5 protein-coding genes are annotated in these 4,486 nt (G+C 68.0%); 3 read left to right on the top strand and 2 right to left on the bottom strand.

Annotated elements, in window-relative coordinates; genetic code table 11:
- Position 1 precedes the first annotated feature (1 nt).
- Complete coding sequence (locus WA944_RS02765) at positions 2–808, bottom strand: SDR family NAD(P)-dependent oxidoreductase (RefSeq protein WP_526373156.1); 807 nt, start codon at positions 806–808, stop codon at positions 2–4.
- A gap of 59 nt (positions 809–867) precedes the next feature.
- On the opposite strand from WA944_RS02765, the gene WA944_RS02760 reads away from it, so the two are divergent.
- On the top strand, positions 868–1,926 hold the full coding sequence (locus tag WA944_RS02760; RefSeq protein WP_526646249.1) for an NAD(P)H-dependent amine dehydrogenase family protein: 1,059 nt from the start codon (positions 868–870) through the stop codon (positions 1,924–1,926).
- Between the two features lie 12 nt (positions 1,927–1,938).
- Here the strand turns inward: WA944_RS02760 and WA944_RS02755 are convergent, their stop codons facing one another.
- Complete coding sequence (locus WA944_RS02755; protein ID WP_526646247.1) at positions 1,939–3,537, bottom strand: HNH endonuclease signature motif containing protein; 1,599 nt, start codon at positions 3,535–3,537, stop codon at positions 1,939–1,941.
- 163 nt (positions 3,538–3,700) lie between these two features.
- On the opposite strand from WA944_RS02755, the gene WA944_RS02750 reads away from it, so the two are divergent.
- Together WA944_RS02750 and WA944_RS02745 are read left to right on the top strand one after the other, a co-directional pair.
- Complete coding sequence (locus WA944_RS02750; protein WP_526646245.1) at positions 3,701–4,024, top strand: hypothetical protein; 324 nt, start codon at positions 3,701–3,703, stop codon at positions 4,022–4,024.
- Between the two features lie 200 nt (positions 4,025–4,224).
- A partial coding sequence (locus WA944_RS02745) for a hypothetical protein (RefSeq protein ID WP_526646243.1) occupies positions 4,225–4,486 on the top strand: 262 nt, incomplete at its 3' end.

Below are 4,486 nucleotides of genomic sequence, written 5' to 3'. Positions count from 1 at the left end.
GCTAGCGCACGATCACAGCGCTCGGTGGCCGGGGGTCGCCCAACATCTCCCGATGCGAGGGCGGTTTGCGGCCCCCCTCGTCGGTGATTCCGTACCGCTGCGCCAGTTCGGCGCCGATCACCGTCTGGCCGCTGAGCTCACCCAGAGTCGGATCGTGGTACAGCGCATCGATGAGGTGGCCGGTGAACTCTGGGGTCTCGGCCTGCTCGGCGAACTCCGCCAGCGCGGCCGGATTGCCGTGGAAGGCCGAACGTAGCTTGTCCGTCAACAGGATTCCCATGCAGATCGACACAGTTGTGACGGCGGTGCCGCGGAAATCCACCGCCATGTCGGCGGCCATCTTGTCGACGCCGGCCTTCTGCGCCCCGTAGGCCGGGCCGTGCATATAGCAGACCGACCCCGGCGAGGAGGTGAAGACGATCAGCCCGCGGTCCGCGGCCAGCAGGAGCGGCGCGGCGTGCCAGGCCGCGATGTAGGACGACCGCAGGCCGACGTCCAGCACGTCGGCCAGTTCGCGGGGCTTCTCCCAGAACGGTGCCGCGCCGATCAGATCGTCGGAGATGACCGCGGCGTTGTTCACCAACAGATCCAGCCGGCCGCACTCCTGGCTCACCCGCTCGAACAGCCGCTCGACGGCGGCATCGTCTCGGTGGTCGAGCGGGACCGCGACGACGCCGTCGGGCGCGTCGAGCATGCTGCGCCCCGTCCCGTACACGCGCCAACCTTTGGCCGCCAGTGCGGTCGCAATGCCGCGTCCGGCGCCCCGGCTGGCACCGGTCACGACGGCTACCGGCGCCGGGTCAGTCATGAGACCAACCGTAGAGGCAATAGCTTGATCTGTTGAACCATTCTCGACGAGGAGATGCCATGAGCAGAGCGCGGCCCGACCGACCGCTACGTGTCATCAAGTGGACCACCGGCAACATCGGGCGACGGTCCCTACACGCCATCATCGGCCGTGACGACATGGAGCTGGTCGGCGTGTTCGCCCATGGTGCCGACAAGGTCGGAGTCGACGCGGCGGAGCTGTCCGGGTGGCCTGAACCCACCGGGGTGACAGCCACCGACGACATCGAGGAACTGGTGGCGCTCAAGCCCGATGCCTGTTGCTACAACCCGTTGTGGCCCAGCATCGACGAGCTGGTCCGGCTGCTGGAGTCCGGCATCAACGTGTGCTCCAGTGCCGCCTGGATCACCGGGGGCAAGCAGTCGCCGGAGGATCTGGAGCGCATTCGAAAGGCTTGCGAGAAGGGCGGTTCCACGATCTTCGGCAGCGGTGCGCATCCGGGGATGAGCAACCTGGTCGGGATGGTGCTCTCGGGCGCCTGTGAGCGCGTCGACGAGATCCGGATCACCGAGTCGGTGGACTGCTCTACCTATGAGTCCGCGGGCACCCAGACTGCGATGGGCTTCTCCCAGGACCCCAACATGCCGGGCCTGGCCCAGAGTGTGCGTCGGGAGAGTGAGGTGTTCGCCGAGTCCGCCGCGATGATGGCCGACGGAATCGGAGCCACGCTCGACCGGATCACGTTCGACGTGACGTTCACCGCGGCCACCGGCGACAGCGACCTCGGCTTCATGCAGATCCCGAAGGGCACCGTGGCCGGCGTGCACGGCTACCACCGCGGCTGGGTCGGCGACCGCAATGTGGTCAGCGTCGGGTTCAACTGGATCATGGGCGATCAGGTCACCCCACCCAAGCCGCTCGAGCACGGCCACGTCGTCCAGGTGTTCGGCCTGCCGAACATGCGCACCGTGGTGCACTGCCTGCCGCCCAGAGACTGGACCGAACCGGGCTTCATGGGGTTGGGCATGATCTACACGGCGATGCCGGTGACCAACGCGGTACCTGCGGTCGTCGCCGCAGCGCCGGGCATCGTGACGCTGGCCGATCTGCCGCCCATCACCGGGCGCTCGGCAGTCTGAGCCTCACCCGTTTTAGAAGGGTGGTGGTTTGTTGTGTTCGGTGACGAGGTCGTCGTTGAGGCGGCGTTCGGTGGTGATGGTGTGGGCGCGGTTCTGGGCGCGGGTGTGTCGGCGTCGGGGCATCATGGCGCCGCGTTGGTCGGTGTTGGTGTTGATGTTGATGTTGTGGGGTGGGTCGCCGTCCCACAAGGCCGCGGTGGGTGGGCTCAGCGCGGGGAACAGGGCCGCCCCTGCGGGGTGGGTGGTGTAGGTGTGGCCGGTGGGGCTGGTCCAGATGATGGTGCCGTCGGGCAGTTGTCGGTCGTGCCAGCCGTTCTCGCCGGTCCAGAAGGTTTTCAGGAGGTGGTGGAAGCGGCATAGGCATTTGCAGTTGGAGGCGTGGGTGGGTCCGACGGGGTAGGGCACGGTGTGGTCGATGTCGGCGTCGGTGGCGGGGGCGTCGCAGCCGGGGAAGCGGCAGGTCAGGTCGCGGCAGCGGATGAAGTCGGCCAGTGCGCGCGAGGGGGTGTAGCGCGGTTCGGGTGCGGCGTCGCCGGGGTGGGTGACGGTGCGCAACCGGGCGCGGGCCAGCAGTGGGTCGAGCAGGACCGCGGGCAGGATCCCGGCGCCGAACACGAACGCCGGCGCCGCCGGAGCGCAGGGTTCGGGATCGCCATCGGGCTTGTCGTCGGGAGCAGAAGCGCCACCGTCCTCCCCGCCGGTATCGCCGCCGTCGCCACCGTCTCCGGGATCACGGCCGCCGCCGTCGGGATCGTCGCCGTTTCCGGGGCCGTTCTGGCTGGCGGCGGTGAGGGTGTCGTGGTCGGTGATGACGTAGACGAGGGTGTTTTTGTTGGGGGGTGTGCCGCGGGTGGCCTCGCAGTCAGGGTCTGCGCACTGGCAGGTCATTGTGGTCTGTTGGATCAGTGCGCTGAGCGCGTCGGCGCGGCGTTGCTCGGCGTTGCGGGGGTCGCGGTCGCAGACGCTGTAGGCCATCTCCTGGACCCGTTTTTCGTCGAGGGCGGCGTCAGCGCTGAACAGCCGGGCCCACAGGCTGGTGTAGCCGGGCAGGTCGCCCGGGGAGCCGAATTGCACATCACGGCGGCTGACTGATTCGCGGGCGCGGCGCAGCGCGCCGGGGTCGTGGCGTTCGATCAACGCGTCGATGGCCTGTTCGGTCTTCTTGATCGACATCGCCCCCCACGCACCGATCCGCTGCGCGAGTTCAGTGTCCACGGCGGCCATCGCGGCGGGGTCTTCGATCAGGTAGGTGCGCCACACGATCGCCCGGACCAGCATTTCGTTGATCAGCCCGGCGTCGAACAGCGCCGCGACCTTGGGCAGCCGCTCGCGTAGCGCGACCCCGCGGTGGGCCTGATGCGAGGCCAGTGAGCGGGTGATGTTCTGGGCGGCGGCCAGTTCGGCGAGCACCGCGGCTTCGGGGTCGAGCCACCACGATTCGCGGTCCCCGGCGGGCAGGTCGGTGCGGCGGGTGAAGATCTCGGCCATCACCGACAACTTGCGCGCACAGGCGGCGTTTTCGGTGCGCGCCCACCCGCGGGCGGCGTCGATCAGCTCGGCGTCGCTCAGCGCGGCCAGGTCCGCGGTCTCGGGCAGCCCTCCATCGAACATGCTTCGAACACTAGTTCGACACACCGACAAGTTTCATCGAGGTGTTTCTGCCAGCGGCCGTTCAATTGCTGCCACCGGAATTAAACCCCTGACCTGCCGGTTTACGCCATCAGAACCAACAAGAAGACAGCAGAAAACGTCGAACACTTAGGGAGCAGAGGCCATGAAGAACTTCACCGCCGCCACCACCATCACCATCGCCGCCGGATTCACCGCGGCCTTCCTCGGGCTGGCCGGTCCCGCCGCCGCCGGACCGTGGCCGCCGAAAGCGGCCCCCTCCGGTACCAGCGCCGCCGACACCATCGCCGCGCTCGAGGCTGACGGCAACCGCGTGATCGTCAACCGCCAGGGATCGACCGCCCTGGACAACGCCGAGGTCGTCTCGGTCCGTCAGGGCCAGCCGATCCGCGAGTACGTCTGGGACACCCAGGGCGACGACCGGGTCCTGCAGACCACCGGCAACGTGGTCTTCGTCGATGTCAGGTAACCCGACACAGCACAAAGGGGCACCTCCACCAGGAGGTGCCCCTTTCTCGTCAGCGACCGCGGTCTCCAGCTCTTCCACCGAGGTGTTTCTGCCAGCGGCCGTTCAATTACTGCCACCGGAATTAATCCCCTGAACTGCTGGTTTAAGCCATCAGAACCAACAAGATCAGCAAGACGTAGAACACATAGGGGAGCAGGACAATGAAGAACCTCACCGCCGCCACCGCCGTCACCGCCATCGCCGCCGGATTCACCGCCGCCTTCATCGGACTGGCCGGCCCCGCCGCCGCCGCCCCTTCCGGCTCCGGCAGCGCCGCCGACACCATCGCCTCACTCGAGGCCGACGGCAACCGCGTCGTCGTCAACCGCCAGGGATCGACCGCACTGGACAACGCCGAGGTCGTCTCGGTCCGCCAGGGCCAGCCCATCCGCGAATACGTCTGGGACGCCCAAGGCGACGACC

Origin of the sequence: Mycobacterium sp. (genome assembly GCF_049683355.1) — a bacterium.
Classification (GTDB): domain Bacteria; phylum Actinomycetota; class Actinomycetes; order Mycobacteriales; family Mycobacteriaceae; genus Mycobacterium.
This window is presented reverse-complemented; position numbering and strand designations above follow the sequence as displayed.

What these genes read in the sequence shown, in the direction of transcription:
- WA944_RS02765 (WP_526373156.1), bottom strand. Translation starts at nt 808, where the DNA reads ATGACTGACCCGGCGCCGGTAGCCGTCGTGACCGGTGCCAGCCGGGGC.
- WA944_RS02760 (WP_526646249.1), top strand. Translation starts at nt 868, where the DNA reads ATGAGCAGAGCGCGGCCCGACCGACCGCTACGTGTCATCAAGTGGACC.
- WA944_RS02755 (WP_526646247.1), bottom strand. Translation starts at nt 3,537, where the DNA reads ATGTTCGATGGAGGGCTGCCCGAGACCGCGGACCTGGCCGCGCTGAGC.
- WA944_RS02750 (WP_526646245.1), top strand. Translation starts at nt 3,701, where the DNA reads ATGAAGAACTTCACCGCCGCCACCACCATCACCATCGCCGCCGGATTC.